Origin of the sequence: Bradyrhizobium sp. URHA0013, assembly GCF_000518345.1 — a bacterium.
Taxonomy (GTDB): Bacteria; Pseudomonadota; Alphaproteobacteria; order Rhizobiales; family Xanthobacteraceae; genus Bradyrhizobium.
This window is the reverse complement of the sequence record NZ_JADK01000003.1, coordinates 1,054,715-1,081,564: the sequence shown is the minus strand read 5'-3', so window position 1 is coordinate 1,081,564 and position 26,850 is coordinate 1,054,715. Positions and strand designations below refer to the sequence as shown.

The 26,850-nt window shown below is 63.5% G+C and carries 22 protein-coding genes; 11 read left to right on the top strand and 11 right to left on the bottom strand.

Features of this window, described 5'->3' with window-relative positions:
- Nucleotides 1-25 precede the first annotated feature (25 nt).
- Both N551_RS0105270 and N551_RS0105265 read right to left on the bottom strand, forming a co-directional pair.
- Nucleotides 26-1,762, bottom strand: coding sequence for a bifunctional diguanylate cyclase/phosphodiesterase (locus N551_RS0105270; RefSeq protein ID WP_027566068.1), 1,737 nt, complete (start codon nucleotides 1,760-1,762; stop codon nucleotides 26-28).
- Between the two features lie 208 nt (nucleotides 1,763-1,970).
- Nucleotides 1,971-2,936, bottom strand: a complete 966-nt coding sequence (locus N551_RS0105265; protein ID WP_027566067.1) for a sensor histidine kinase — start codon at nucleotides 2,934-2,936, stop codon at nucleotides 1,971-1,973.
- 195 nt (nucleotides 2,937-3,131) lie between these two features.
- Here N551_RS0105265 and N551_RS0105260 point away from each other — a divergent pair, with 195 nt between their 5' ends.
- Nucleotides 3,132-3,974, top strand: coding sequence for an SDR family NAD(P)-dependent oxidoreductase (locus N551_RS0105260; protein WP_027566066.1), 843 nt, complete (start codon nucleotides 3,132-3,134; stop codon nucleotides 3,972-3,974).
- Between the two features lie 99 nt (nucleotides 3,975-4,073).
- On the opposite strand, the gene N551_RS0105255 is transcribed toward N551_RS0105260, so the two are convergent.
- Nucleotides 4,074-5,450 carry a cytochrome P450 gene (locus N551_RS0105255; protein WP_027566065.1) on the bottom strand — a complete coding sequence of 459 codons (1,377 nt, stop codon included), beginning with the start codon at nucleotides 5,448-5,450 and terminating at the stop codon, nucleotides 4,074-4,076.
- Nucleotides 5,451-5,512: 62 nt separating this feature from the next.
- Nucleotides 5,513-6,748: an LLM class flavin-dependent oxidoreductase gene (locus tag N551_RS0105250; protein WP_027566064.1), complete on the bottom strand. Its 1,236-nt coding sequence runs from the start codon at nucleotides 6,746-6,748 to the stop codon at nucleotides 5,513-5,515.
- A 234-nt stretch (nucleotides 6,749-6,982) separates the two neighbouring features.
- Between N551_RS0105250 and N551_RS0105245 the strand changes: the two genes are divergently transcribed.
- On the top strand, nucleotides 6,983-8,395 hold the full coding sequence (locus N551_RS0105245) for an MFS transporter (protein WP_027566063.1): 1,413 nt from the start codon (nucleotides 6,983-6,985) through the stop codon (nucleotides 8,393-8,395).
- Nucleotides 8,396-8,536: 141 nt separating this feature from the next.
- Complete coding sequence (locus N551_RS0105240; protein WP_027566062.1) at nucleotides 8,537-9,697, top strand: PHB depolymerase family esterase; 1,161 nt, start codon at nucleotides 8,537-8,539, stop codon at nucleotides 9,695-9,697.
- Nucleotide 9,698: 1 nt separating this feature from the next.
- On the opposite strand, the gene N551_RS0105235 is transcribed toward N551_RS0105240, so the two are convergent.
- Nucleotides 9,699-10,001 (bottom strand): hypothetical protein, encoded by a 303-nt coding sequence (locus N551_RS0105235; protein WP_245287732.1) that lies wholly within the window; start codon nucleotides 9,999-10,001, stop codon nucleotides 9,699-9,701.
- A 195-nt stretch (nucleotides 10,002-10,196) separates the two neighbouring features.
- On the opposite strand from N551_RS0105235, the gene N551_RS0105230 reads away from it, so the two are divergent.
- Nucleotides 10,197-10,577 carry a helix-turn-helix domain-containing protein gene (locus N551_RS0105230; RefSeq protein WP_027566060.1) on the top strand — a complete coding sequence of 127 codons (381 nt, stop codon included), beginning with the start codon at nucleotides 10,197-10,199 and terminating at the stop codon, nucleotides 10,575-10,577.
- Nucleotides 10,578-10,581: 4 nt separating this feature from the next.
- Here the strand turns inward: N551_RS0105230 and N551_RS0105225 are convergent, their stop codons facing one another.
- Nucleotides 10,582-11,262 (bottom strand): MBL fold metallo-hydrolase, encoded by a 681-nt coding sequence (locus N551_RS0105225; protein ID WP_027566059.1) that lies wholly within the window; start codon nucleotides 11,260-11,262, stop codon nucleotides 10,582-10,584.
- Between the two features lie 169 nt (nucleotides 11,263-11,431).
- Here N551_RS0105225 and N551_RS0105220 point away from each other — a divergent pair, with 169 nt between their 5' ends.
- Nucleotides 11,432-13,033 carry an alpha-amylase family glycosyl hydrolase gene (locus tag N551_RS0105220; RefSeq protein ID WP_027566058.1) on the top strand — a complete coding sequence of 534 codons (1,602 nt, stop codon included), beginning with the start codon at nucleotides 11,432-11,434 and terminating at the stop codon, nucleotides 13,031-13,033.
- A 26-nt stretch (nucleotides 13,034-13,059) separates the two neighbouring features.
- Here N551_RS0105220 and N551_RS0105215 read toward each other — a convergent pair whose 3' ends face one another.
- Nucleotides 13,060-14,757, bottom strand: a complete 1,698-nt coding sequence (locus N551_RS0105215) for an alpha-amylase family protein (protein WP_027566057.1) — start codon at nucleotides 14,755-14,757, stop codon at nucleotides 13,060-13,062.
- A gap of 256 nt (nucleotides 14,758-15,013) precedes the next feature.
- Between N551_RS0105215 and N551_RS0105210 the strand changes: the two genes are divergently transcribed.
- The gene (locus N551_RS0105210; RefSeq protein ID WP_027566056.1) at nucleotides 15,014-15,502 is read left to right on the top strand and encodes an MmcB family DNA repair protein; all 489 of its coding nucleotides are present in this window, start codon (nucleotides 15,014-15,016) and stop codon (nucleotides 15,500-15,502) included.
- A 686-nt stretch (nucleotides 15,503-16,188) separates the two neighbouring features.
- On the opposite strand, the gene N551_RS0105200 is transcribed toward N551_RS0105210, so the two are convergent.
- Both N551_RS0105200 and N551_RS0105195 read right to left on the bottom strand, forming a co-directional pair.
- The gene (locus tag N551_RS0105200; protein ID WP_007598178.1) at nucleotides 16,189-16,743 is read right to left on the bottom strand and encodes an ActR/PrrA/RegA family redox response regulator transcription factor; all 555 of its coding nucleotides are present in this window, start codon (nucleotides 16,741-16,743) and stop codon (nucleotides 16,189-16,191) included.
- A 103-nt stretch (nucleotides 16,744-16,846) separates the two neighbouring features.
- A complete protein-coding gene (locus N551_RS0105195) occupies nucleotides 16,847-18,157 on the bottom strand; it encodes an ActS/PrrB/RegB family redox-sensitive histidine kinase (protein WP_027566054.1) in 1,311 nt (436 codons plus the stop codon).
- Nucleotides 18,158-18,262: 105 nt separating this feature from the next.
- Here N551_RS0105195 and N551_RS0105190 point away from each other — a divergent pair, with 105 nt between their 5' ends.
- From N551_RS0105190 to N551_RS0105175, 4 genes are all read left to right on the top strand, one after another.
- Entirely contained in the window at nucleotides 18,263-19,066 is an 804-nt protein-coding gene (locus N551_RS0105190; protein WP_007616003.1) for an ABC transporter ATP-binding protein, read from the top strand.
- Nucleotides 19,063-19,881 (top strand): ABC transporter permease, encoded by an 819-nt coding sequence (locus tag N551_RS0105185; protein WP_007616001.1) that lies wholly within the window; start codon nucleotides 19,063-19,065, stop codon nucleotides 19,879-19,881. The genes N551_RS0105190 and N551_RS0105185 overlap by 4 nt, the downstream gene beginning before the upstream one ends.
- A gap of 121 nt (nucleotides 19,882-20,002) precedes the next feature.
- Nucleotides 20,003-21,331: a polyhydroxyalkanoate depolymerase gene (locus N551_RS0105180; RefSeq protein ID WP_027566053.1), complete on the top strand. Its 1,329-nt coding sequence runs from the start codon at nucleotides 20,003-20,005 to the stop codon at nucleotides 21,329-21,331.
- 217 nt (nucleotides 21,332-21,548) lie between these two features.
- Entirely contained in the window at nucleotides 21,549-22,388 is an 840-nt protein-coding gene (locus N551_RS0105175; protein ID WP_027514588.1) for a M48 family metallopeptidase, read from the top strand.
- Nucleotides 22,389-22,642: 254 nt separating this feature from the next.
- Here the strand turns inward: N551_RS0105175 and N551_RS0105170 are convergent, their stop codons facing one another.
- Nucleotides 22,643-24,856, bottom strand: coding sequence for a transglycosylase domain-containing protein (locus tag N551_RS0105170; protein WP_027566052.1), 2,214 nt, complete (start codon nucleotides 24,854-24,856; stop codon nucleotides 22,643-22,645).
- A 167-nt stretch (nucleotides 24,857-25,023) separates the two neighbouring features.
- Between N551_RS0105170 and N551_RS0105165 the strand changes: the two genes are divergently transcribed.
- Nucleotides 25,024-25,449, top strand: coding sequence for a DUF1330 domain-containing protein (locus N551_RS0105165; RefSeq protein WP_027566051.1), 426 nt, complete (start codon nucleotides 25,024-25,026; stop codon nucleotides 25,447-25,449).
- Between the two features lie 117 nt (nucleotides 25,450-25,566).
- On the opposite strand, the gene N551_RS0105160 is transcribed toward N551_RS0105165, so the two are convergent.
- On the bottom strand, nucleotides 25,567-26,793 hold the full coding sequence (locus N551_RS0105160; protein ID WP_007615994.1) for an ABC transporter substrate-binding protein: 1,227 nt from the start codon (nucleotides 26,791-26,793) through the stop codon (nucleotides 25,567-25,569).
- Between the last annotated feature and the right edge of the window lie 57 nt (nucleotides 26,794-26,850).

Genomic DNA, 26,850 nt, shown 5'->3' with positions numbered 1-26,850 from the left:
TGCAAAGTAACGATCAGGCCCGGGGTTACCGCCGATATCCGTTCGCGCGGGAATAGCCCTGCCGGTTCTGTTGCGTCGAGCGGTTTGTGACGCTGGCGCGTGCTTCGCTGGAGATGGGCGTTGCGAGCTTCAGCTCCTCCAGGAAGATCGGCCGGGAAAAATAATAGCCCTGCGCGTAACGGATCTTGGTCGCAGCCTGGAGGTAGGCGAGCTCCTCGTAGGATTCGATGCCTTCGGCAATCACGGTCATGCCGAGCGCTTCGCTCAGGGATTCGATCGCGCGCAGGATGCCCTGGTTGCGCGGGCGCTTATGGATATCGGTGATGAAGGAGCGGTCGATCTTGATCTCGTCCGCGGTGATGTCGGCCAGCGCCGAGAGAGAGGAATAGCCGGTGCCGAAATCGTCGATCGAGATGGCGACACCGAGCTTGCGGAACATCGGCAGGATCTCGGCCTGGAAATGATTCTTGGCGACGAAGGCGTCTTCCGTCACCTCGATCATGAAGCGCTGCGGAAAGCCCGTGTCGTCGAGCGCCTGGGCAAAGCTGCGCATGAATTCGGGGTTGCCGGCCTGCTTGGCCGCGACGTTGATGCTGATGGTCGCTTCCGCACCGAACGTCTCGTTTATCAGGTCGATCGACTTGACGATCTCGGCGAGCACGAGATGGGTCAGCTCGTCGATCAGCCCGAGTTCGGTGGCAAGATTGATGAACGAGCCCGGCGCCTGGATCACGCCCTCGTCGTCGCGCAGCCGCACCAGGGCCTCGATGCCCTTCACGTCCTGCGTGCGGATGTCGACCTTGGACTGGAAGGCGCAGCAGAAGCGTTTCTCGAGGATGGCCTGCCGCAGCGACTGCTCGATCTTCATGCGCGCCAGCGCCTCGCGCTCCATGCTGGAGTCGAAGAAGGCCGCCGATCCCTTGCCGTCATTCTTGATGCGGTACATCGCGATGTCGGCGTTCTGACGCAGTGTCTCGAAGCTGCTTCCGTGATCGGGGTAGAGGCTGATGCCGACGGAGGTTGAGGCGAACAGTTCCGAATTGTCGATGAAGAACGGCGCGGTCAGCCGCTCCAGCGTCGACTGCATGAACTCGGCGACTTCCTCCTGGCTCTGGATCGGTGACAGCAGCAGCAGGAATTCGTCGCCGGAGATGCGCGACAGCATGTCCGAGTCGCGCAAGCCGCGTCCAAGCCGCTTCGACAGCTCGACCAGCAGGGCATCGCCCACCGCGTGGCCGTAATAGTCGTTGATGTGCTTGAAATTGTCGACGTCGAGAAAGGCGAGCGCAAAGCGCTCGCCGGCGCGACCCTGCGCGAGCAGGCTGGTGGCGCGATGTTCGATCACGCGCCGCGAGGGCAGGCCGGTCAGCTCGTCGAAATAGGCCGAGCGGAACAGCTGGTCCTCGAAATTCTTCTGCTCGGTGATGTCGGAGGAGGCCGAGATCAGCAGCTCACGTCCGTCGAAGCGGACCGGACGGTGGGTGGTCAGCAGCACCTGGCGTGCGGCTCCGTCGTGGAGCGCTTCCTCGGCGACGACCGCACGGCCGGAGCTCAGAGCCTGCCGGCAGGCTTCCTGCCGGGGCGCGAGATCGCGCGAGGGGCGGCTGCCGTCCATGCCGAGCTGGGCGGCCGCGACATCGTTGACCAGGAGAAGTTCGCCTTGCGCGTCCTGCACGGTCAGGCCGGCAGGCAGCATTCTAACGATTTCCTTGAGGAATCCGAGTTCGGCTTCGCTCGCGCCGGAATATTTGTTGTCGTTCATAGAAGTCATGAATCTTGTTGTTTCAGCGCGCTTTTGCAATGGCCGCGATCTTGCGCGGTTCCCTCTTAAGTTTGGTTAAGGGGTCCGGAGAATTACGGTGGTGTTTTGCGGCGATGCGACGCGCGCAGCCCATCGTCATTAACAGGGCGTCAACGCGTCCGGCGAAACCGCGAACGACGCGCGCGAACGGCTTTCGGTTGCGCCGTGTCTAACCGTCCTTGGGGATGCGGCATTGCATGGTGCAATGAAGTCCGGTCCTGAGATAGGAGACCTCCGTCTTGCCGTCGAAGGCCGACAGCGCGGACTTCAACAGCTTGGTGCCGAAACCCGGCTCGGAGACCTTGTCGACGCTCGGGCCCTCGGTTTCATCCCAGGTCACGGTCAGACGGTCGTCGCTGACGGTCCATGACACCTGCAACAACCCGCGTGGCGCGGAGAACGCGCCATATTTGCCCGCGTTGGTGGCGAGTTCGTGAAACATCAGGGACAGCGTGACCGCAAGCTTCGGCGGCAGGAACAGCCGGTCGCCGTTCAGCGTGAAGCGGACATGGCCATAAGGGCCGAGCTCGGAGATCAGGAGGTCGCGAATGTCGCAGCCGGCCTTGTCGATCCGCGAGATCAAATCGTCGGTCGCGGCAAGCGACCGCAGTCGCGGATCGATCCGTGCCCAGATTTGCGGCTGATCGTGCAACACTTGATGCAGCACCGCATGCACCGTCGACAGCTTGTTCTTCAGCCGGTGCTGGAGCTCGTCGACCAGCAGCTTGCGATAGTCTTCCTCCTCGATCAGGCGTCTGGAAATCCGGCGCTGCTCGACAAGGAGCGAGCGATAATGCTCCACGCCCCAGATGGTGAGGGCGCTGACCGCCCAATAGAGCGCCAGCAGGGCGAATCGCGCGTTATCGGCAAGGGCATCGCCAAAATTCACGACGACGCCGAGCACGCCGCCGACCAGCGCCGTGATGATGCCGATGCGGAAGCCGCCGAACGCGGCCGCAAAGAATACGGCCGGGAAATACGGCGTGAAATAGACGTCGGGCCGCACATGGGCGAGAGCCCAGCGCGCCAGCGTCGCAACCAGCAGGCAGGCGACCGCAAACGCGAGGCTCAGGCCGAGCGATGGCGGTGCCACGCCCTGCCAGCCCTTGCGGAATTCGTCTATCAGCTTCCCCATGCGCGATCCGGTGGCGATACGCGTTCGACAATCGAGCGGTCGCCAGGAATGTTACGCATGTCGCCGGCCCCAAGCAAAGCTTGCCTTGTCGGAAGCCGGCAGGAATAGTGCCTGCTGCGGCGCCAACTGTCGCGGCGCCGTCGTAGATCGGTGTCCGCCATTTGGCGTCAAGGGGTTCGAAAACAGGGACATTCCATGGGCAGGTTGGATGGCAAGGTCGCGGTGATCACGGGCGCGACGAGCGGGATCGGGTTGCGCACTGCTGAAGTCTTCGTTGCCGAAGGTGCCAAAATTGTGATCGCGGGCCGGCGCATACCGGAAGGCGAGGCGCTGGCGAAGCAGCTCGGGCCGAATTGCGTCTTCCGCCAGACGGATGTGACGGTCGAAGCGCAGATGCAGGCGCTGATCGCGCTCGCCGTGGACAAATTCGGCCGCATCGACTGCCTGTTCAACAATGCCGGCGGCCCGGCGCAGACTGGCGGCATCGAAGGCCTCGAGGTCGAGCGCTTCGACGCGGCGATGGCGACCTTGGTGCGCAGCGTCATGCTCGGCATGAAGCACGCCGCGCCCCACATGAAGAAGCAGGGCTTTGGCAGCATCATCAACAATGGCAGCATCGCCGGCCGTCTCGCCGGCTTCTCGTCGTCGATGGTCTATGGTGCGGCCAAGGCGGCGGTGATCCACCTCACCAAATGTGTGGCGATGGAGCTCGGCGAATCCAACGTCCGCGTCAACTCGATCTCGCCCGGCGCGATCGCGACCGGCATTTTCGGCAAGGCGCTCGGGCTTTCGACCGACGCGGCGGAGAAGACGCCGGCGGTGATGCGCGAGGTCTACAAGACCGCGCAGCCGATCCCGCGCGCCGGCCTTCCCGATGACATCGCCCACGCAGCGGTGTTCCTGGCCAGCGACGAATCCAGCTTTATCAACGGCCATGACCTCGTCATCGACGGCGCGATGACCGGCGGCCGCAACTGGAGCCAGCAGCAGCAGGGCTACGTGGCCCTGCGCAAGGCGTTCGATCAGGGGGCCGGATAGTTTCGTCATTGCGAGGAGCGAAGCGACGAAGCAATCCAGGCCGCTTCCGCGGACGCAGTCTGGATTGCTTCGCTTCGCTCGCAATGACGACTGCGATGCTCACACCGCCTTCACCCGCACCCGCAATCCGTCGCGCGGTTTCGGGATCGGCCACATCTGCCAGTCCGGCTTGCAGCCGGGCTCCAGCGACACCTCGATGTTCTGCAAGAAGTGCCGCGCGAAGCATTTGGCCTGCATGTAGGCGAAGTGCAGGCCGAGGCACATATGCGCGCCGCCGCCGAACGGGACCCAGGCGAAGCGGTGGCGGTTGCGCTGGGCCTCCTCGGTGAAGCGCAGCGGATCGAAGCGATCCGGCTCCGGCCAGATGTCCTTCATGTGGTGGGTGTAGAGCGGATTGACGCCGATCGCGGTGCCGGCCGGAATCGAAAAGCCCTTGAAAGTGAAATCGCGCATGGCGCGGCGCGGCATCGAGGGCACCGGCGGCTTGATCCGCAGCGCTTCCTTGAACGCCATCTCCGACAGCGGCATCTTTTCGAGATCGTCGAAGCTGCTCGGCGCATCGGGGGCGAGCCCCAGCGCCATGACCTCCGCGCGAAGCTTGTCCTGCCAGTCGGGATTTGCCGCGAGCTCGCCGATGAACGAGGTCAGTGACGAGGTCAGCGTGTCGTGCGCCGCCATCATCAGAAAGCTCATGTGGTCGATGATGTCCTGTTCCGAGAGCAGCGCGCCGTCCTCGTGGGTTGCGCGGCAGAGCTGCGAGAACAGGTCATCACCGCCGTGATTGCCGCGTCGCAGCGGAATCTGCTCGCGGAAATAAGCGACGATGCGCTTGCGTCCCCTGACGCCGGCCGCCATCTGCGTGCCGGGCAGCGGTCGGCGGATCGGGGCGACGGCGGCGGCGACCATGTCGACGAAAGCGCGGTTGATCTCGTCGACCTCCGGCCCGATATCGGCGCCGAGAAAAGACGCGGCGGCGAGATCGAGCGTGAGCTGCTTCATCGCCGGATAAAGCTGCATCTCGCCGGGCTTTGCCTTCCACTGCGCGACGCGGGCGGCGATGCCGCGGTCGAGATCGCTCAGATACGATTTCATCGGTCCGGACTTGAATGCGACCGACAGCGCCTTGCGGTGCAGCCGGTGCTCCTCGAAATCCAGCAGCATCAATCCGCGCGGAAACAACAGGCCGAGCACCTTGTTCCAGCCATGGGTCGAGGAGAACAGCTTTTGCTGGTCGAACAGCACGAGTTCGTTGGCCTCGGGGCCAAGCAGCACGACATTGGTCTCGCCGAAGAAATGCGTGCGATAGACCAGGCCGTATTTGGCACCATTCGCCTCGATATGCCCCTTGGGGTCGGCGAGCACCTGGAAGGTCTTGCCGATGATCGGCCAGCCTTCGTCGCCGGGGATGTGGGTCAGCTCGTTGCGCTTGGGCGGAGTGAAGCCGAGCGCAGGCGCGGCCACATTCTGCATCGACATGACGATTGCTCCGGTTGGCGAGACCCGGCCAACATAGCACAATCCGTGACGAGGACTCTGCGCTACCGCTTCGCCGCTTCCTTCTGCAAATCCGGCGCATTGACGGCTGGAATCGCCACACGGCCGGCGCCGGTCACCTTCAACGCCTCGGCGGCCTTCTCGTTTTCCATGATCTTGGCCATCACGGCTTGGCCCGCGCGTTCGAAGATCGCGCGGTTCTCGATCACGAATTTTTGCGACTTGCGCAAGCCGTCGATGTAGCCGTTGATCTCGGGCACGACGTAGCGCGCGACAAGGTCCCAGCTCCGGCGCGTGTTCTCCGGGTTGGCCCAGTCGTGCACGAAGCCGATGACGGCGCCGACACCGCCGGAGACCTGCATCACGTTCTTGATCATCTTGACGAGGTCGTCGGGCGTGCCGATGACGGAGGCCGCGCCGTCGACGAAAGCGGTCTTGTCCACGGCCTCGTCGGGTGAGGCGAACGCGGTCAGGCCCGGCCGCTGTAGCGTGCCGACATTATATTCGTTGTGCCAGCGCATCAGCCCGGCGCCGGCCTCGCGGCGGGCCTGCTCGCGGGTCTCGGCGATGTGCCAGGTCAGCAGCACGCGCCAGTTCGCGCGATCGACTTTGGTGCCGTGCTTTTTCGCCGCGTCCTCGGCGAACTGCCATTGCTGCTGCAGCGACATCAGCCCCTGCGTCGTCATCGAACCCAGCGAGATGATACCGATGCCGTATTTGCCGGCGAGCGTCATGCCGGAGGGCGAGATCTGCGAGGCCACCACGAACGGCATTTCCTCCTGCAACGGCAGCAGCTGCAGCGCGGCGTCGTTCATGGTGAACCAGTCACTTTTCGCGGTGACGCGCTCGCCATTGAAGAGGCGGCGGATCACCCCGATCGCCTCGTCCTGGCGGTCGCGCTGCGTCATCGGATCGATGCCGAGCGTATGCGCGTCGGAGGCGAGCGCGCCGGGGCCGGAGCCGAAGATGGCGCGGCCGCCGGTCATGTGGTCGAGCTGCACCATGCGCTGCGCGACGTTGTAGGGATGGTGATAGGGCAGCGACACCACGCCGGTGCCGAGCTTGATCCGCTTGGTGCGCTCGCCGGCCGCCGCCAGGAACATCTCCGGCGAGGCGATCATTTCCCAGCCGGAGGAATGATGCTCGCCGCACCAGAACTCGTCATAGCCGAGGCTATCCAACTGCTCGACCAGGTCGAGATCGCGCCGGAACTGGAGCATCGGATGCTCCCCGATCGGATGATGCGGGGCGAGGAAGGCTCCGAACTTCAGGCGCGCCATGGCGTTCTCTCCGGCTTGATTTTTTGCTTGTTTGTGGCGCGAAGCTACGTGCTGGAGACAGCGAACGCAATCGCGCGATGTCCCGCGTGGCGGAATGCAGCCATGCGTGTGTCGTCTCCCTCTCCGTGGCACGCAGAGAGTGGCGGAACGCGCGGGCATCCTACCTTCGAGGTAATCGCGGCACCGCATTAGGCCTGCGATGATCGGCAACGACATCCGAAGGGTCGCGCGCCGATGCATCAAACCGTCACAAAGCAGATCGATACGTCGCGTCGCTGGTGGGTGCTGGCGATCGTCGTGGCCGCCCAGTTCATGTTCGGCGTCGATGCTTTCGTGGTCAACGTCGCCATTCCGACCATCGCGGTCGAGTTGAAGGCATCGCCTGCGCAGATCGAATCCGTCATCGCGATCTACCTGATCGCCTATGCCACGCTGGTGGTCACCGGCGGCCGGCTTGGCGACATTCACGGCACCAGGAACGTGTTCCTGGCTGGCCTGCTCGGCTTCACCCTGACGTCGCTGTGGTGCGGACTGGCGCAATCCGGTGCGGAATTGATCGTCGCGCGGTTGACGCAGGGTGCTGCCGCCGCGCTGATGGTGCCGCAGGTGCTGGCGACGCTGCATCTCCTGTTCACCGATGGACAGCGCAACCGCGCCTTCGCCATCTACGGCATCGTGCTGGGACTCGCGGGTGCCGCGGGCTTTGTGCTCGGCGGTCTTCTGGTCACGATCGATCTCGCCGGCACCGGCTGGCGCTCGGTATTCTTCGTCAATGTGCCGTGCGGTCTCGTCATCGCGGCTGCGGCCTGGCGCATCATGCCCTCGGTGCCGCGTCGCGCCGGCACGCGGCTCGATATCGCGGGCGGCATCGTCCTGTTCGCCGGATTGCTGTGCATGATCGGTCCACTGCTGCTCGGTCACGATGTCGGCTGGGCGCCGTGGCTGTGGCTGGTGATGGCGATCGGCGCCGTGATTCTCCTGGCATTCCCGAAACTGGAGCATGCGGTCGCACGCGCCGGCGGCATGCCGCTGATAGATCTCTCGCTGCTGGCGGACGCCGCTTTCCTGCGCGGCCTTGGCGCGGCGTTCTTTTTCTTCTGTGCCAATCTCTCGTTCTATTTGGTCATGACGTTGTTCATGCAGCGAGGGCTGAACATCCCGCCGCTCGCGGCCGGCATGGCCTTCATTCCGCTCGCGCTCGCTTTCGTCGTGGCCTCGCGCCATAGTGGCGCACGGGCGCGCCATCGCGGCACCAGGGTCTTGATCGAAGGCTGCGCGCTTCAGATCGCGGGCCTCGCGGCGCTTGCGCTTGTCGCGTTCTCTGTCGATGCGCCGTCCGCGCTCCTGCTCGCGCTCACCATGATCGTCTTCGGCTACGGTCAGGGGCTGGTGATGGCGCCGCTGTCCGGCGCGGTGCTCTCGACGGTGAAGCCTGTGGCCGCAGGTTCTGCCTCCGGCATTTACGGCACCACGGCGCAGATCGGAAATGCGGCCGGAGTGGCCGCAATCGGCGCCGTGTTTTTTGCCGCCGAAGCCGTGCAATCAGCGCGCGCAGGATTTCTCGTCTCGCTCGCGCTGTTCGTGACATTAATCATGATCTGCGCCGCATTCCTGGCGTGGATGCGCCGCGCATCTGCACGAAGTTGAGGCATTGCGGTTAATACGTGCGGATTTCTGCAGGTTTTGCTGCGATTTAGCGCGTCATCGACAGCACACGGTCTTTTTATTTTGCGCTGCAGCAACTATTTGGTTTGGGTGGACGTTGAACGTCGCCTGCCAGGAGTTGCCGTGTCGTTAACCAGAAATGTCGATCTCTTGAGACGTCTGCCAAAGCTGGACGGATTGCGCTTCGCCGAGTTTGGCAGGAGCGCCGATGCGTCCAGTCCGTTGCAAGAGGTTACGGGCTTCGGCGACAATCCCGGCAATCTGCGCCTGTTCGCGTTCGTGCCGCCGCAACTGCAGAAGCCGCGCGCGCTCGTCGTCGTGCTGCACGGCTGCGGCCAGACGGCGGCAAGCTACGACCTCGGTGCTGGATGGTCGACGCTCGCCGAGCACTACGGCTTCGCGCTGTTGATGCCCGAGCAGCAGCGCGTCAACAACAGCAACACCTGCTTCAACTGGTTCAATCCGGAAGACACGGCGCGGAACAGCGGCGAGGCGTGCTCGATTCGCGAGATGATCGCGCATATGACCGAGACGCATCGCATCGATCCCCGCCGCATCTTCATCACGGGCCTGTCGGCCGGCGGCGGCATGACGTCGGTGATGCTCGCGACCTATCCCGAAGTCTTCGCGGCCGGTGCGGTCATCGCGGGACTTCCCTACGGCATCGCGACCAATCTGCGCGAGGCGCTCGACGGCATGTTTCATTCCCCGGAGCGGCCGGCGCGCGAACTTGGCGATCTGGTGCGGCGGGCCTCGGATCATCGCGGGCCCTGGCCCAGGATCTCGGTGTGGCACGGCAGCGCCGATCGCACCGTCAACCCCGGCAATGCCAACGAGATCGTCAAGCAATGGCTCGACCTGCACGATCTGCCTAAGGCGCCGATGGCGGAAACTGACATCGACGGCTATCCGCGCCAGGCCTGGTGGAACAAGGACGGCGAGACTCTCGTCGAGTCCTACGCCATCACCGATATGGCCCACGGCACGCCGCTCGGCCTTGCCGACAACGACCAGCGCTATGGCGTGGAAGGCGCGTTCCTGATCGAGGCCGGCATCTCCTCGTCCTATCACATCGCCAAATTCTTCGGCCTCACCGGCTGGATCCCCGACGTAGCGAAGAAGGCCGAGCCGACGCCGGCCCGCTCGTCCGCGCCGCATCTGGCCCGCTCGATCCGCGCCGCTGTCGCCGAAGAGCCAGCCGAGCCGAAGCGCGAGGACGCCCGCGGCTTCGATCTCGGCCAGATCATCACGCGCGCGCTCACCGCCGCGGGATTGATGAAATAAGTCAGGCCGTCGCGCCGATCCATTCGATCGGAGTCGCCGTCACCTCGCCGCCGGCGACCTTGCGCGTCATCTCCTGATAGGCCTTGAAGAAGTCGCGCGATTGCAGCGCCTTTTGCGCGGCTTCGTCGCTGACGCTGGCGAGATGGAAATAGCTGCCATTGTCGCGGTTCTTCAGGACGCGATAGCCGATCCGTCCTTTCAGCTCCGGATCGCCGTCGATCGCCTTGATCAAGCGGCCGACCTCCTGGTGCCAGGCCTCCGTCGTGCCGTTCTTGAATTCGTATCGGATCATGAAGTGCTTCATGTGACGCTCCCTGTTGGCGTTGTGCGTCATCATCTGCGTGCTGGATGCGATCCTGCAAGTATGGACAAAATTGATAGTATGGACTTTTTCGGCGTCGCTCCTATGCTCGGCCAAAGCGTTTTCGAGCGAAGTGGATACCGGTTCGCGTGAAGAAAACGCGTCAAAACAAAAAAGCTCGCACATGGAGGAAACGACATGGCCAGGGAAAGGACAAAGACTGTCCCCGCGCGCAACTGTCCGGTCGCGGCCTTTCAGAAGATGATCAGCGGCAAGTACAAGCTGCGCATCGTCTGGGACCTCAAGGACGGCCCGCGCCGCTATGGTGAAATCCGCAGCGGCCTGCTGCGCGGCACGGAAGGCAGCGCGGAGATCACCCCGCGCGTGCTGAGCCGCGAATTGAAGGCACTGACGGCGAGCGGCCTGATCGATCGCAAGGATTTTGGTGAGGTGCCGCCGAAAGTCGAGTATCGCCTCACCCGCAAAGGCAAGAGCTTTGTGCCCGTCGTCGCCGCGATCCGTGACTGGGGCGACCGTAACCTGAGCCAGCCCGCAGCGTTCGCAAACGCCGCGGAATAGGCGCTCACATCTCGCCGGTGATGAACGGATTGGTCATCCGCTCCTGGCCGATGCTCGAGCCGGCGCCGTGGCCGCAGATGAAGCCGACATCGTCGCCGAGCGGAAGCAGCTTGGTTTTGATCGAGTCGATCAGGGTCGCATGACTGCCGCCGGGCAGATCAGTGCGCCCGACCGAGCCGGCGAACAGGACGTCGCCGACATGGGCGAAGCGCAAGTCCTTGTTGAAGAACACCACGCTGCCGGGCGAGTGGCCGGGGCAATGATAGATCTCGAACTGGAGATCGCCGATCGCCACGCTGTCGCCTTCGTCGAGCCAGCGGTCCGGCTCGAAATTGCGCACCCCGCTCATGCCGAAGCGGGCGCCGCTCTCGACCACGTTGTCGAGCAGGAATTTGTCCGCGACGTGCGGGCCCTCAATCGGCACCTTCAGCGCGTCGCGCAGTTCAGCCGCGCCGCCGACATGGTCGATATGGCCGTGAGTGAGCCAGATCTTCTCCACGGTGACGCCGGTCTGCTTGATGGCCTCCAGGATCTTCGGCACGTCGCCGCCGGGATCGATCACCACGGCCTTCTTGGAAGGCTCGTCCCAGATGATGGTGCAATTCTGCTCGAACAGCGTCACGGGGACGATGATCGCGCCCGCCTTCGCGCCTGCCTGGGCTTGTGTCTCGTTTTGCTCTGTCATGGCGCCACAATGCCGATTTTTGCCATGCCGCCAAGCGAAAGATTTGCCCCCGGGGTTCGGGAACAGCCGCGGACGTCGTCACACGGCCGTCCCAATCGCCTGCTGTTTTGAACCGGGGCGCTCCTTCCGCGTTCTCCCGCGCGAGAAGCAGCTTTTGGATGGATTTCGCATGGCTCAGGGCGGCAGCAATTGGTGGCGCGACGGCATCTTCTATCAGGTCTACCCGCGCTCCTTTCAGGATTCAAACGGCGACGGGGTCGGCGATCTCGCCGGCATTTTGCAGCGGCTGCCTTATGTGAAATCGCTCGGCGTCGACGCGATCTGGCTGTCGCCGATCTTCCCCTCGCCAATGGCCGACTTCGGCTACGACATCTCCGACTACACCGGCATCGAGCCGCTGTTCGGCACGATGGCGGATTTCGATGCGCTTCTTGCCGCCGCGCATGACAACGGCCTTAAGCTGATCCTCGACCTCGTGCCGAACCACACCTCTGACCAGCATCCCTGGTTCGTCGAGAGCCGCTCCTCGCGCGACAATCCCAAACGCGATTGGTACATCTGGCGCGATCCGGGCGAGGGTGGCGGCGTGCCGAACAATTGGCTGTCCGAGTTCGGCGGCAGCGCGTGGCAGTTCGACGAGACCACCGGCCAATACTACTATCACGCCTTCCTCGCCCAGCAGCCGGACCTCAACTGGCGCAATCCCGATGTCCGCGCGGCGATCTATGATGTGATGCGGTTCTGGCTGGAGAAGGGCGTCGATGGCTTTCGCGTCGACGTGATCTGGCACCTGATCAAGGACGCCGAGTTCCGCGACAACCCGCAAAATCCGCATTATGTCGAGGGCCGGCCGCCCAACGAAACGATCCTCACGCAATATTCCACCGACCAGCCGGAGGTGCACGACGTTATCGCCGAGATGCGCCGCGTCACGGATGCTTATGATGCCCGCGTCCTGATCGGCGAGATCTATCTGCCGCTGCATCGCCTGATGGCCTATTACGGCAACGATCTCACCGGCGCGCAGATGCCGTTCAATTTCGCGCTGCTCCAGACCTTCTGGAGCGCGCGCTCAATCGAGAAGATCGTCGAGGATTACGAGAAGGCGCTGCCGAAGGGCGCCTGGCCGAATTGGGTGCTCGGCAATCACGATCGCCCGCGCGTCGCAAGCCGCGTCGGGCCGGAGCAGGCCCGCGTCGCCGCCATGCTGCTGCTGACGCTGCGCGGCACGCCGACGCTCTATTACGGCGACGAGATCGGCATGCATCAGCTCGCGATCGCGCCTGAGGACGTGCGCGACCCCTTCGAGAAGAACGTGCCCGGCATCGGTGTCGGCCGCGACGGCTGTCGCACGCCGATGCAGTGGGATTCGTCCAACTTCGCCGGTTTCTCGGACGTCAGGCCATGGCTGCCGCTGCCGGAGGATCACATCCTCAACAACGTCGTCGATGTCGAAGCCGATTCACGTTCGATCCTGACGCTCTACAAGCGCCTGATCGCGTTGCGCAAGGGCTGTCCGCCGCTGGTCGCGGGCGACTATCATCCGATCGCGGCGCAAGGCGATCTCCTGGTCTATCGCCGCGAGGCCGAGGGCAGGGCGGTGATCGTGGTGCTCAATCTCGGCCCTGAGCCAATCGTGGTCACCACCAGCGCGATCAGATTTGGCAGCGAGATTCTGCTGTCGACATTTCTGGATCGCGAGGGGGAGCGGATCGAAGGCGTGCTGGATTTGCGTGGCAACGAGGGGGTGGTGGTTACTCCGCCATCTTAGCCTTCGCCGGGACGACGCGGTGGCACCTACCCCGGATGCTTGTTGCCCCGCACCGTCTTGTCGATGTCGCTCCGCTTCAACAGATAATCCAATCCGCCGACGCGGTACCAGCGATAGCCGTAGGGCTCCAGCACGACGCGATGCTGCCCGCGCTTGTCGGCGTGGCTGTGGTCCTCCGCGAGCAGATTGATCAGGTGCTCGCCGGCCTCGCCCGGCAGCCCCGCCGAGAACGCGATCTCGCGCGGCTTCTCGTCGAGATTGTGCACGAACAGCACGGAATTGTTGCGCCAGTCGTAGCGCATGATGAACACGGCGGGATCGCGCGTCGCGATGATCGAAAAATCGCCCCAGCCGATCTCCGGCACCTCCTTGCGCATGCGGACGATGCGCTCGGTCCAGTTCAGCATCGAGTTGGGATCGCGGCGCTGCTTGGCGACGTTGACGTGCGGATAGCCGTACGGTCCTTCGTCGATGACGGGCAAGGCCGGCTTGTCGCTGGTGGTGAAGCCGCCATGCGGCTCCGTCGACCATTGCATCGGCGTGCGCGCGCAATTGCGTTCCGGCAGCGAAAGATCATCGCCCATCGCGATCTCGTCGCCATAGCGGATGACCGGCGTTCCCGGCAGTGTGCACATCAGGCTGTAGGCGAGCTCGAGCCGCCGGCGGTCGCCGCCCAGCATCGGTGCCAGCCGACGGCGAATGCCGCGGTCGTAGAGCTGCATGTCCTTGTCAGGACCGAAGCTTTTGAACACGGTGTCGCGCTGCGCCTTGGTCAATCGCCCGAGATCGAGTTCGTCGTGATTGCGCAGAAACAGGCCCCATTGCGCCGAGGCCGGCCGCGGCTTGGTCGCCTTCAGCGCTTTCCCCAGCGGCCGGGAATCGGACGAGGCCAGCGCATAGAACAAATGCTGGTTGACCTGGAAATTGAACATCATATGCATGCGGTCGGCATCGCGGCCGAAATATTCCATGTCCGTCTTTGGCAGCACGTTGGCCTCGGCGAGGATGATGGCATCGCCCTGCCGCCATTGCAGGAATTCACGAAACGTCCGCAGCATGTCGTACTGCTCGGCCGGCTTTTTCACCTTGGCGCCTTTGGTGGAGATGACGAAAGGCACGGCATCCATGCGGAAGCCTGAGACGCCGAGTTGGATCCAGAAACCCATGATCTTCAAAATCTCGGCCTGCACGTGCGGGTTCGAGGTGTTGAGATCGGGCTGGAAATCGTAGAAGCGGTGGAAGTACCAGGCGCCGGCTTCCTTGTCGCGTGTCCAGGTCGATTTCTGAACGCCGGGAAACACCATGCCCTGATTGGCGTTGGCCGGCTTCTTGTCGGACCAGACATACCAGTCGCGGTAGGGCGAATTCCTGTCGCTCCGCGCCGCCTTGAACCAGGGATGCTGGTCGGAGGTGTGGTTCACGACGAGATCGATGATGACGCGAATGCCGCGCTGCTTGCAGCCATGGGTGAACTCGACGAAATCGCCGAGCGTGCCGTAGCGGGCATCGACACTGTAATAATCCGCGACATCGTAGCCGTCGTCGCGGCCGGGCGAGGTCTGGAACGGCATCAGCCAGATCGTGGTGATGCCGAGGCCGTGCAGATAATCGAGCCGGCGCAACAGGCCCTTGAAATCGCCGATGCCGTCGCCGTTGGCGTCCATATAGGTGCCGACGGACAGGCAATAGATGATGGCGTTCTTGTACCAGAGATCGTCGATCATGCGCGCGCAGCCTCGGTGGTTCCGCCGAGTGCGGCGGCTGCGTGATAAGTGCGTAGGGGAGGGGAGGTTCCGCGCTACAGGGTCGTCCCGGCCTAGTGCGCAATTGCGCACGGGGGGCGGGACCCATACCGCGTGATCTATCGATTGGGTTGGCAGAAGTACCGAACGACGAATCTTAGCCAAACGCCGCCCTGTGGCTATGGGTGCCGGCCTACGCCGGGACGACAGTGATGACGGAATCGGCTATCCTCCCGCCATGGACAACACCGCTCGCATTGCCATCGTGCCGCCACCGGACCGCCGTCAATCAGAGACGGCGCTGGCGATCGCGCGCGGCACGGCGCGGTTGTTGCGCTCGCTCGGCTTCACCTGCATCAGCGAATTGCCGCTGCCCTCGGGGCGGCGCGCCGATCTCGTCGCGCTGAACGAGCGTGGCGAGATCTGGATCGTCGAGATCAAATCCTCGGTGGAGGATTTGCGTGCCGATCAGAAATGGCACGAATATCGGGCGCATTGCGACCGGCTGTTCTTCGCCTTCACGCAGGACCTGCCTTGCGAGATCTTTCCGCAAGATACCGGCCTGATCATCGCGGACGCCTATGGCGCGCATCTGCAGTGCGAGGCGCCCGAGCACAAGCTCGCTGCGCCCACGCGCAAGCAGATGACGGTGCGGTTCGCGATGGCGGCGGCATTGCGGATCAACCGGCTGGTCGATCCGCAGGGGCATGCGGAGTTTTGGGAGTAGGCTCCGTCCGGATGTCTTTCCAGGCCACCATGCCTGGAAGAGGTACCCGGTAAAATTTGAGAAACTTCGGGACGATTTCGCTCAGACTGGAAACATTAGCGGTCGTTGGCGCCGAACTCTTGTTCGGCAACACTAAGATCAAGCAGCGACGTGGACGCTTCGTTCTTTCATGAGCGGCAGCGGACGTGACGGGCCGCACATACTTCAGGCCTACGGCACGGTACCGCTTGTTCCGCAACTAACCGGCCACAAGGAATGTGCCATGAAAACCTTCCGCACCGCTCTCTTAACCTTTGCCGCACTAGCTGGACTGACTTCGTTCGTGACGTCGACGCAGTCTTCCTATGCTGGCGGACTCGGCCTCGATTGGCTTTCCAACAAGCCCTACGTAGAGTGTCTTAAGAACGTCCGAATGCTCGCCGACGTTGGTAGCATTCTGAAAGGGCCCGCGGACCGAGAGGCGAGTTACGAGCGGGGCCGCCACCAATGCAACCAGCGCTACTATGGTCATGAATAGACCGCCCGCGCTTCCGCCGAACTGCGATGCTGCCAGATTCAGCTCGTAGTCTCGGTCCAGTCACAACGTGCAAAAGCGACGTTGCGGGCTGCTCCGGCAAATGGCTGTCCCGGGTCACCGTCTTAGCCTCGGGGCCGACATCTGCGCGCCATGAGTAAAACGCCAAGGATTACCGCGGCGCGCGCTTGGCCAGAATCCGCTGCAACGTACGCCGGTGCATGTTGAGCCTGCGCGCCGTCTCCGAGACGTTGCGGTTGCACATCTCGTAGATGCGCTGGATGTGTTCCCAGCGCACGCGGTCGGCCGACATCGGGTTCGCCGGCAATTCGGACTTGTCCGAGCCGGTCGACAGCAGCGCCGCGACGACGTCGTCGGCGTCCGCGGGCTTCGAGAGATAATCGACCGCACCCATCTTCACCGCGGTGACGGCGGTGGCGATGTTGCCATAGCCGGTCAGCACGATCGCGCGGGCGTCGGGGCGCTTCTTCTTTAGCGCCGAGACCACGTCGAGACCGTTGCCGTCACCGAGCCGGAGATCGACCACGGCGAATGCCGGCGCCGCCTTGCCGATCTGCGCCAGACCGTCCGAGACGGTGTCGCATGACGTTACCGCAAAGCCGCGCGTTTCCATGGCGCGCGACAGCCGCTCCAGAAACGGCTTGTCGTCCTCCACGATCAGGAGCGAGCGGTCGGTCTGTTCGTTCAGTTCGGCGATGGCGTTCAAGGTTTCGTCCTCTCTCCAGCGCTTCTACATATGGCGGCGCAATCGGGCGGTGCCAAGGGCGCCAATAGTCGATCGGCCCCGTTGTGCGACGCAAGGTCGCGGCCTATCCTATTGTTTCTTCGAAGGTCTCGATAGCCTCAAAACGCTCTCTCGGCCACGTGATCTGGACCACTGCGCCATGGTCCGGAAAGGTGCGGTTGGTGAACGAGACCTTGGCGCCGGTGCGCTCCAGCAAGGTGCGCGCGATGAACACGCCGAGCCCGAGGCCGCCGCCTTCGTCCTGGCTGCGCCGCCGCGACAAATAGGGCTCGCCGATCCGGTTCAGGATGTCAGGCGGAATACCGGGACCATCGTCGGAAATCACGAGCTCGATCGTGTCCTTGTTCCACCACGCATTCACCTCGACGGTGGTGCGGGCGAAATCGACTGCGTTCTCGACGATGTTGCCGACCCCGTAGAGGATCGCCGGATTGCGCGAGCCGACCGGCTCGGCCACGATGGCGACGGCGATGCGCACCTTGATATCTACGCCGAAATCGCGGTGCGGCGCCACCACCTCCTCGATCAGCTCCGAGAGCTTCATGCGGTCGAACGGCGCCCCGGTGGAGGAGAGCTGGGTGATCTTGCTCAATATGTCGCGGCAACGCTGCGTCTGCTCGCGCAGCGTCTTCAGGTCAGCGGCAAAGTTCGGCTCCTTCACCGTCTTCTCCAGCTCGCGCGAGATCAGGAAGATCGTCGCGAGCGGCGTGCCGAGTTCGTGCGCTGCGGCCGCGGCCAGGCCGTCGAGCTGGGTCAGATGCTGCTCGCGCGTCAGCACCAGCTCGGTCGCGGCCAGCGCGTCGGCGAGCTTGCGCGCCTCTTCGGTGACCTGGAACGAGTAGAGGCTGGTGACCCCGATCGCGAGCGCGATCGAGAGCCAGACGCCGACGAGATAGATCGGCGGCAGCACCAGCGGATCGTCGGAATCCCAGGGCAGCGGCAGATGGAAAAAGAACAGCACCGAGGCGCAGGCGACAGCCAGCACGCCGAGGCCGAAGGTGAAGCGGGCCGGCAGCGCGGTCGCCGAGATCAGCACGGGCGCGAGGAACAGGAACGAGAACGGGTTCTGGAGTCCACCGGTGAAGAACAGGAGACCCGCCAGCTCCACGATATTGAGCGCGAGCAGTCCGGCCGCCTGCATCGGCTCCAGCCGCTGCAGCGGATTGGACACGCTCTGGAGCCCCAGATTGAGCGCTGCCGACAGCGCGATGATGCTGACGCAGGGGACGATCTCGACGTTGAATTCCAGCCCCTGCGCCACGATGAAGATCGCGGCGAGTTGGCCCAGCACCGCGAGCCAGCGCAGGCGCAGGATGGTATCCAGGCGGATATGCCGCTGCGCGGGGCGAAAGTCGGAAGCGGCAAGTTCGGTCATTTCGGCCAATGGGGCGGTGCCTTCTCGATCACAAGCGCGCGGCTCACGGAACCACCGGATTACAAGCCTTGCGCTCTCCGCTGCAATAGCAGAAGAACGCCCACCATGACTGAGAATGACAAGGCTTCAAGCTGGCCGACTGTCGCGGATCGCAGCCTCTCCGCGGCAATCGCGGTCGATCACCTCGTCAAGGTGTACAAGCAGACCCGCGCTGTCGACGACATCTCCTTTTCGCTTCCGCGTGGCAGCATCACCGGGCTGCTTGGCGGCAACGGCGCCGGCAAGACCACGACAATCGCGACGATCATGGGCCTGGTGCTACCGACCTCCGGCCGCGTGCAGGTGCTCGGGCATCGAATGCCGGAGGACAGCGCCTCCGTGCTGGGGCGGATGAATTTCGAGAGCCCCTATGTCGACATGCCCATGCGGCTCACGGTGCGTCAGAACCTCACCGTGTTCGGCAAGCTCTATGCGGTGAAGAACCTCTCCGACCGCATCGCTGAGCTCGCCTGCGACCTCGATCTCACCGAGTTCATCGACCGCGCCAACGGCAAGCTCTCCGCAGGACAAAAGACGCGCGTTGCGCTTGCCAAGGCGCTGATCAACCAGCCCGAGCTTCTGTTGCTGGACGAACCGACCGCCTCGCTCGATCCCGACACCGCCGACTGGGTCCGGGGTCATCTGGAGCGCTATCGCAAGGCGAACAACGCCACCATCCTGCTGGCCTCGCACAACATGCTTGAGGTCGAGCGGCTCTGCGACCGCGTCATCATCATGAAGCGCGGCCGGATCGAGGACGACGATACGCCCGAAGCCATCATGGCGCGCTACAACCGCACCACGCTGGAAGAGGTGTTTCTGGACGTCGCGCGCGGCCGGGTGAACGGTGCGCAGGAGGCGGTGCGATGAGTGAGGCCTCCCTCCATCGCGGCATCTCGCTCCATCGCATCGGCGCGATGATCCTGCGCTATTGGTACCTCTTGCTGTCGTCCTGGCCGCGGCTGCTCGAGCTGCTCTACTGGCCGGCGCTGCAGGTCATCACCTGGGGCTTTCTTCAGCTCTATATCGCGCAGAATGCAAATTTCTTCGCGCGCGCCGGCGGCACCCTGATCGGCGCCGTCATCCTCTGGGACATCCTGTTTCGCGGGCAGCTCGGCTTTTCGATCTCGTTTCTGGAAGAGATGTGGGCGCGCAACCTCGGCAATCTCATGATGAGCCCGTTGAAGCCAATCGAATTCCTGCTGTCGCTGATGATCATGAGCCTGATCAGGCTCGCGATCGGCGTCATTCCGATGACGCTGCTCGCGCTGTTCCTGTTTCACTTCAACGTCTATGCGCTCGGCGTCCCGCTGATCGCGTTCTTCTGCAACCTGATCTTCACGAGCTGGTCGGTCGGCATCTTCGTCTCCGGCCTGGTGCTGCGAAATGGCCTCGGCGCCGAGAGCATCGTCTGGACCTTGATGTTCGGCATCATGCCGCTCGCCTGCGTCTACTATCCCGTCAGCGTGCTGCCAGTCTGGTTGCAATATATCGCCTGGACGCTGCCGCCGACCTATGTGTTCGAAGGGATGCGGGCGCTGTTGATCGAAAACACCTTCAGGACCGATCTGATGCTGAGCGCGTTGGCCATCAACGCGGTGCTGTTGGTTGCATCTTTTGGGGCATTCCTTGCCCTTTTGCGCAGCGCCCGGATGCAGGGCTCGCTGCTGTCAGGCGGCGAATAACGTCACTTTCTCGTGGATTCAGCCCGGTTTGGGCACCTGGGCCACGTAGATGTACGGAACCATGCATTGACGCAATATTACGCATTCGGCAGTATGCTGCGATGCGAAGAGGAATATAGCGATGCCGATTGGTGAGTTTGGTGGCGCGCCGCCCCTGGTGGCCGAAGGCAGTCCGGTCCTGACGACGCCGATGTACTGGATGTACGAGATGGGGCAAGCCTCTCTCAATCCGGCGCGCGCGATCACGGACGCAACCAAGCTGCTGTTTCAAAATCCCCTCAATCCATGGGCACGCACCGAGGTCGGCAAGTCGGTTGCCGCGGCCTGCGAGTTGTTCGAACGCACCACGCGGCGTTACGGCAAACCGGAATGGGGCCTCAACGACACCGAAGTCAACGGCATCCGCGTCCCCGTCGAGGTCCGCTCGGTCTGGGAAAAGCCGTTCTGCCGCCTGCTCTACTTCGATCGCAAATTCACCCGTCCGCTGCGCAGCCCGCAGCCACGCGTGCTGATCGTCGCGCCGATGTCCGGCCATTACGCGACGCTGCTGCGCGGTACGGTCGAGGCTTTCCTGCCTGCGCATGAGGTCTACATCACCGATTGGGCCGATGCCCGCATGGTGCCGCTCAGCGACGGCCGCTTCGATCTCGACGACTACATCGACTACGTCATCGAGATGCTGCATGTCCTCGGCGGCAACACCCATGTGCTGGCGGTGTGCCAGCCCTCGGTTCCCGTCGTCGCGGCCGTTTCGATCATGGAAGCGCTGCGTGATCCCTTCGTGCCGACCTCGATGACGCTGATGGGTGGCCCGATCGACACCCGGCGTAATCCGACCGCGGTGAACAATCTCGCCCAGGAGCGCGGCATCGACTGGTTCCGCAACCACGTCATCACCAAGGTGCCGTTCCCGCATCCGGGCATGATGCGCGACGTCTATCCGGGCTTCCTGCAGCTCAACGGCTTCATCAGCATGAATCTCGACCGGCATATGGATGCTCACAAGCAGCTGTTCGCCAATCTGGTGAAGGGCGACGGCGATCTGGTCGACAAGCATCGCGACTTCTACGACGAATATCTCGCGGTGATGGATCTCTCGGCCGAGTATTACCTGCAGACGGTCGACACCGTGTTCGTGAAGCATTCGCTGCCGAAGGGCGAGATGACCCATCGTGGAACACGCGTCGATCCCTCCAAGGTCACGCGCGTCGCGTTGATGACGGTCGAAGGCGAGAACGACGACATCTCCGGCATCGGTCAGACCGAAGCAACGCACACATTGTGCAGCTCGATTCCCGATCACCGCCGCGTTCATTACGTCCAGAAGGGCGTCGGACATTACGGCGTGTTCAATGGCTCGCGCTTCAAATCGGAAATCGTGCCACGCATCCACGACTTCATGGTCTCGGCGGCGAATCCGAGCTCATTGCAGGCGCTCGCAGCCGAATAATCGCGTTTTTCGGCTTTCCCGCTGAAAATCGACGCCCTGTCGGAGGCTCCGACAGGGGCAAGTTCCCGCCAGATTCGCGGTATTTAGGTAGCTTTGTAGGAGTGAGTCCAACCTCACCCCTTGGGGGTGCCGCATGCGCTTGGCGGGGGCGAAAAAAGCCGGTTCCAACCCCAGTCTGTAGGGTCTCCCGGACGCCAGACCCCTGTATATTGGGCAAATGATTTGTTTTTGCGCCGAGCGCTTTCCCTGGCGGCGGTTATGGCAGAATCCGGGCGCTCTCCTGCCCCCCGGACTGACAGACATGGCCACTCGCGCACTCCTCTATCGTCGGCCCCACGAGCCGAAGACCCTCCTGATCACCCATGGATCGCAATATTTTGCGATTCGGCTGCGCCGGCATCGCCGCGCGCGCCGTTACACGCTCAGAATTCATCCGAGCGATCGCGAAGCCATCCTCACCATGCCGCCGCGCGGCACTCTCGCCGAAGCAAAAGACTTCGCGCAGCGCCACGGCGCGTGGATCGCGGCACGTCTCGGCCGTTTGCCGAAGGCCGCACCGTTCCAGCCTGGCACAGTGATACCGCTTCGCGGTGTTTCTCATCGCATCGTTCATCGCGCCGGCACCCGCGGTACGGTGTGGACGGAAGTGCGCGATAGCGGGGAACGCATTCTCTGCGTCGCCGGCGGCGTCGAACATGCGGACCGTCGCGTCAGCGACTTCCTCAAGCGCGAGGCGCGCCGCGATCTTCAGCGTGCCGCGGAATCCTATGCCGCCGAGCTCGGCGTCAAGGTGAAGCGGCTCTCGATCCGCGATCAATCCAGCCGCTGGGGCTCCTGCACCTCGGCCGGCTCGTTGTCGTTCTCCTGGCGCCTGATCCTCGCGCCGCCCTATGTGCTCGACTATCTCGCCGCGCACGAGGTCGCCCATCTCGTCGAGATGAACCACTCGGCGCGATTCTGGCGCGTCTGCGGCAAGGTCTGCCCGTCGATGGAGCGCGCCAAGAAGTGGCTCGATACATACGGCAACGATTTGCACCGGTACGGGGTCGAGGATTAAGGCTCGTTGATGCCTCATGTGACGCTGTCATCGCCCGCGAAAGCGGGCGATCCAGTATTACAGAGGCGGCTATTGTTGAATCGAGGAGCCGCGCCGTATTGGCTTCCCCGCGCCCGCGGCGAATGACAGCCGCGCGCGCGATTCAAGCGTCTGTGCTGCCCGCGCAAGCCGTTGATTTCGTTATCCTCGGCTACTGTGCATGGGGTTGTTTTCGCGCTTTTTTGTTTTGAGGTCACCAAGACCTCAGGTCGGCGCTAGCGATTTCCGCCGAACAGCCGGTCCATCAACCAGCCATCGAGTCCTGCGGCTGCCTCCGGACGCGCATTGGCACGCGTCGGCGGCGGACGATAGCCGCCGTTGTTGGCAGGTGCCGGCGCGGGCGCTGCCGCTGTCGGCGGCGACACCTGCGATGTCGCCTGCGCGAGGTTCGACAGACCCCAGCCACCTGGAGAGCTCGGCAAGGCTGCCACCGGCACGCCTTCGTGCGCCGTCTTCATGAAGCGCGACCAGACTTCGACCGGCAAGCCGCCGCCGGTTGCTTTCTTGGTCGGCGAGTTGTCGTCATTGCCGAGCCACACGCCGGTGACGAGGTTGGCGGTGTAGCCGATGAACCAGGCGTCGCGGTAGTCCTGGCTGGTGCCGGTCTTGCCGGCCGCCGGCCAGCCCGGGATCTCCGCCTTCTTGGCGGTGCCGCTGATCAGCGTTTCCCGCATCATCGCGTTCATCATGCCGACATAGCGCGGGTCGACCACCTGGTTGTGCTCGTCCGCCTGGCGCATGTAGAGCAGCTTGCCACCGAGCGTCCTGATCCGCGTGACGACATGCGGCGTCGCCGTGAAGCCGCCATTGGCAAAGGGTGCATAGGCGCCGACCAGCTCGACCATCGAGACTTCGGAGGTGCCGAGCGCGATCGAGGCGTTGGGCTCGAGCTTCGATGAGATGCCGAGCCGGTGCGCGGTGCGCACCACGTTCTTCGGGCCGACCTCGAGGCCGAGGCGGATGGCGACCGTGTTGAGCGACATCGCGAGCGCCTGGGTCAGCGACACCGCGCCGAAATATTCGTGGGTGTAGTTCTCGGGTCTCCAGCCCTTGACCTCGATCGGCGCGTCCTGCCGGAGGGTGTCGGGCGTCAGCCCCTGCTCCAGCGCGGTCAAGTACACGAACGGCTTGAACGAGGAGCCCGGCTGGCGCCTGGCGGTGACCGCGCGGTTGTACTGGCTCTCGGAATAGTTCCGGCCGCCGACCATGGCGCGCACTGCGCCGTCAGGCGTCATCGCCACCAGCGCGCCCTGGCTGACGTTGAACTTCACGCTCTTGGCTGCCAGCTCGTCGATGATGGCGGCTTCCGCCACGCTCTGGAGCTTCGGATCGATCGTGGTCTCGACCTTGATGCTCTCGTCGATCTGGCCGACCAGATCGTCCAGCACCTCGCCGATCCAGTCGGCGACGTAGTTGATCGTGCCGGCGCCGACCGGCTTCACATTGTAGGAGGGTTGGCCGATCGAGGCCTGCGCCTGCGCCTCAGTGATGAATTTGGCATCGGCCATCGCCGTGAGCACGATTTTCGCGCGTGCTTCCGCGCCCTCGGGGTTGCGGTTCGGCGCCAGCCGCGAAGGCGACTTGACGAGGCCGGCCAGCATCGCTGCTTCCGCGACGGTGACGTTCTTGGCCGACTTGCCGAAATAGCGTTGCGCGGCGGCCTCGACGCCATAGGCGCCGGAGCCGAAATAGACGCGGTTGAGATAGAGCTCCAAGATCTCGTTCTTGGAATGTTTGCGCTCCAACCAGATCGCGAGCTCCGCTTCCTGCAGCTTGCGCGCCATGGTGCGCTCCTGGGTCAGGAACAGGTTTTTCGCCAGTTGCTGCGTCAGCGTCGAGCCGCCCTGCGACACGCCGCGATGGAGCACGTTGGTGACGAGCGCGCGCAGGATGCCGACGGGATCAATGCCGAAATGCGAATAGAAGCGGCGGTCTTCGATGGCGATGAACGCCTTGGGCAGATATTGCGGCAGATCCTTCAGCGAGACGTTGGCGCCGGCCATCTCGCCGCGCTGTGCCAGCATGCTGCCGTCGATGCCGACGATCTGGATCGTCGGTGGCCGCTTGGGGATTTCCAGCGACTGGATCGGCGGCAGATGAGCGCCGACATAGATCACGACGCCGATCACGGCGATCGCGCCCCACAGGCCCAGCACCGCGCCCCAATAGACCAGGCGGCCAAGGCTTGCGCCGATGCGTGACTTGGATCGGCGCTTGGCACTGCCGCGGCCGGCCGGCGCCTTCCGCTCGCGCGGCGGCTCGTCGCCGGCATCCTCGCTCTTGCGCTTGGCGGATGATTTCGTTGATTTCTTCGGCTTGTCATCGCCGCCAGGAATCCGGTCGGCGGCGGTCAGGCGCAGATCGGCGAGTGCTGCAGGCAAGCCGAACAGCGGCTCCTTGCGCCCACCCTTTTTCTTTCCCAACCCCATACGCAAACGCCCGGTCAGCCCGCCCCGCCGCACGCTAGCGGTCGCTGTTTAAGGCCCGGTTACCCAGAGCTTAACGCGTGATTAGGAGGTGCGGCATTCGATGGCCGCAGTTCCGCTGGGAGGTCGGCAGAGCTAGGATCGCCGGCATAAAACAAGAGGAAACTCAGATGGGCCACATCGATCCGACCAAGGAGATTTTCGCGCAGTTCCGGGACAACGACCGCCCCGGCCCGATCCACATGCTCAACCTGGTGCGCTTGCGCGAGGAGGGGGCCTATCCGGATGGCCGCAAGGCGAGCGGCGCGGAAGCCTATGCGGCTTATGGCCGCGAGAGCGGCCCGGTGTTCGAACGCCTCGGCGGCCGCATCGTCTGGCAGGGCAAATTCGAGTTGATGCTGATCGGCCCGGAGACCGAGCGCTGGGACCATTGCTTCATCGCCGAATACCCAAGCGTCGCCGCCTTCGTCGAGATGATCCGCGATCCCGTCTACCGCGAAGCGGTGAAGCACAGGCAGGCCGCGGTGGAGGATTCACGGCTCATTCGGCACGCGGTGCTGCCGGTCGGAAAGAACTTTGGCGAGGTGCCGGATTGATTTGCCGTCACGGCCGGGCTTGACTCGGCCATCCAGGCCTTCCTTTGCTTGCCGCAAGAACGTGGATGCCCGGGACAAGCCCGGGCATGACGACGTTGAGGCAGTTGCCTACGAGAACTAACCCGCCGGACTCGCATCCTCAATGATCGGGCCGAACAGCTCCCAGCGTTCGCCGTTGAACTTCATCATCTGAAGCTGCTTGTTGACCCGGTAGTCGGTCGGTGAGGTGTTGGCCTTGATGCCGGGCAACGCGGTGTCGCTGGTCACGTCCTTCAGCGACGCGGCCTGCTTCATCACGTTCTCGCGCGTCAGGTCGTCGCCGCACTGCTTCAGCACATGGACCAGCAGCTGCGCCGTGCTGTAGCCGTAGGTGTTGAAGTTCGAATCCTTGTCGCCATCCGGATAATACTTGGCCATGAAGTCGAAATACCTCTTGAGGCCGGCATCGTCCTTCCAGGTCGGATCGAGCGGTTCCTTGCCGTAATTGACGCTGATCAGGCCCTTGGCGGCGTCGAGGCCGGCCGGCTTCAGCACCGCGCCGACCGAGGTGGCGTTGATGTCGACGATCTGCACCGGATGCCAGCCCATCTCGGCGATCTTCTTGATCGCCTGCGCCGCCTGCTTCGGCGTGGTGGCGCTGAAGAACAAATCGGCGCCGGCATCCTTGATCTTGAGGATCTGCGAGTCGACGGTCGGATCGGAGACTTCGTAGGAAGCTTCAGTCACGATCATCTTGGCAGCCTTGTCGCCGAGGCCGGCCTTGATGCCGTTCAGATAGTCCTTGCCGAGGTCGTCGTTCTGATACAGCACGCCGATCTTGGCGTTCGGATGCTCCTTCAGGATGTACTGTCCGTAGATGCGGCCTTCGACGAAGTAGTTGGGGTTGAAGCCCATCGTCCACGGGAAGTTCTTCGGATCCGTGAACCTCGAGGCTCCGGTCGCCGCGAACAGTTGCGGCACCTTCTTCGAATTGAGATATTTCTGCACGGCTGCGTTCACCGGCGTGCCAATGATCTGGAAGGTCAGCAGAACCTCGTCGCTTTCGACCAGCTTGCGAATCTGCTCCACGGCTTTCGGCGGCGAGTAGGCGTCGTCATACTGGATCAGATTGATCTTGCGGCCGTTGACGCCGCCCTGGTCGTTGATCATCTTGAAATAGGCGGCCTGGGTCTTGCCGATCGACGAATAGGCCGACGCCGGTCCAGAAAACGGCATCGTCTGGCCGACCTTGATCTCGGTATCGCTGGCACCCGGATCATATTTCTTCTGGGCATTGGCCGCCGAGACCGACAGCGCCAGGGTCAGCGCCGTTGCCGTGGCCAGATGCAGAATTCCATTCCTCATTCGCATTTCCTCATTGTTTATTGCCGGTGATCAATCGGGAGCGCTCATGCGCACGGG

Coding starts and splice junctions, on each gene's coding strand:
- N551_RS0105260 (WP_027566066.1), top strand. CDS start 3,132: ATGGGCAGGTTGGATGGCAAGGTCGCGGTGATCACGGGCGCGACGAGC.
- N551_RS0105195 (WP_027566054.1), bottom strand. CDS start 18,157: ATGACCGAACTTGCCGCTTCCGACTTTCGCCCCGCGCAGCGGCATATC.
- N551_RS0105180 (WP_027566053.1), top strand. CDS start 20,003: ATGCCGATTGGTGAGTTTGGTGGCGCGCCGCCCCTGGTGGCCGAAGGC.
- N551_RS0105230 (WP_027566060.1), top strand. CDS start 10,197: ATGGCCAGGGAAAGGACAAAGACTGTCCCCGCGCGCAACTGTCCGGTC.
- N551_RS0105175 (WP_027514588.1), top strand. CDS start 21,549: ATGATTTGTTTTTGCGCCGAGCGCTTTCCCTGGCGGCGGTTATGGCAG.
- N551_RS0105225 (WP_027566059.1), bottom strand. CDS start 11,262: ATGACAGAGCAAAACGAGACACAAGCCCAGGCAGGCGCGAAGGCGGGC.
- N551_RS0105235 (WP_245287732.1), bottom strand. CDS start 10,001: ATGAAGCACTTCATGATCCGATACGAATTCAAGAACGGCACGACGGAG.
- N551_RS0105270 (WP_027566068.1), bottom strand. CDS start 1,762: ATGAACGACAACAAATATTCCGGCGCGAGCGAAGCCGAACTCGGATTC.
- N551_RS0105265 (WP_027566067.1), bottom strand. CDS start 2,936: ATGGGGAAGCTGATAGACGAATTCCGCAAGGGCTGGCAGGGCGTGGCA.
- N551_RS0105170 (WP_027566052.1), bottom strand. CDS start 24,856: ATGGGGTTGGGAAAGAAAAAGGGTGGGCGCAAGGAGCCGCTGTTCGGC.
- N551_RS0105210 (WP_027566056.1), top strand. CDS start 15,014: ATGGACAACACCGCTCGCATTGCCATCGTGCCGCCACCGGACCGCCGT.
- N551_RS0105255 (WP_027566065.1), bottom strand. CDS start 5,450: ATGTCGATGCAGAATGTGGCCGCGCCTGCGCTCGGCTTCACTCCGCCC.
- N551_RS0105220 (WP_027566058.1), top strand. CDS start 11,432: ATGGCTCAGGGCGGCAGCAATTGGTGGCGCGACGGCATCTTCTATCAG.
- N551_RS0105250 (WP_027566064.1), bottom strand. CDS start 6,748: ATGGCGCGCCTGAAGTTCGGAGCCTTCCTCGCCCCGCATCATCCGATC.
- N551_RS0105245 (WP_027566063.1), top strand. CDS start 6,983: ATGCATCAAACCGTCACAAAGCAGATCGATACGTCGCGTCGCTGGTGG.
- N551_RS0105185 (WP_007616001.1), top strand. CDS start 19,063: ATGAGTGAGGCCTCCCTCCATCGCGGCATCTCGCTCCATCGCATCGGC.
- N551_RS0105165 (WP_027566051.1), top strand. CDS start 25,024: ATGGGCCACATCGATCCGACCAAGGAGATTTTCGCGCAGTTCCGGGAC.
- N551_RS0105160 (WP_007615994.1), bottom strand. CDS start 26,793: ATGAGGAATGGAATTCTGCATCTGGCCACGGCAACGGCGCTGACCCTG.
- N551_RS0105215 (WP_027566057.1), bottom strand. CDS start 14,757: ATGATCGACGATCTCTGGTACAAGAACGCCATCATCTATTGCCTGTCC.
- N551_RS0105190 (WP_007616003.1), top strand. CDS start 18,263: ATGACTGAGAATGACAAGGCTTCAAGCTGGCCGACTGTCGCGGATCGC.